This window comes from Vibrio sp. 811, assembly GCF_033339195.1.
On record NZ_JAWOUB010000926.1, the window covers coordinates 1 to 523 of the forward strand.

The window sequence follows — 523 nt, forward strand, 5'->3', positions numbered from 1 at the left end:
AGAACGCGATTACCGTGGGCCAAATATCTCTGGCGGTACATTACCATCTAGCATTGGTGGGGAAGGCATGTTGAAGCAACACATTGAAGGCTTTTTGAAAGAGAATCCAGTTGCGGACAAAGACCTCGGTAAACATTTGTTTGCTGGTGTGATTGGTTATCACGGCTTTACCGATGGCAACGGACGCATGGGGCGCATGCTTTATGCCATCGCTGAACTGCGTAATGACTCGTTCAATCCTCTGGCGATGAATGCCGAAAATAGCCTTCACGGTATCAAATAACTCAGCGCACCAAATAACTCAGTGATTTTCGGTGTTGGTATTTGTATGTTGGTAAGAGCGGCGAGCGCCGCTCTTTTTGTTGCCGCTGTTCATGCGATTCAATCTCATCGACTTTTAAAACGGCCAATAGCAATAAAATTCGGACGTTTAAATAAAGTCCAACTTCAAAGCTCACCCTAAAATGTCCCTCATCGTTATGCGCTTACTTCAATAAGCCGTCATCAAATTTAACAGGACACA

1 pseudogene is annotated in these 523 nt (G+C 44.9%); it reads left to right on the forward strand.

The features are described 5' to 3' along the window. A pseudogene (locus R7Q46_RS30165) lies at positions 1-283 on the forward strand (effector protein); the annotation flags it as partial. Positions 284-523 lie beyond the last annotated feature (240 nt).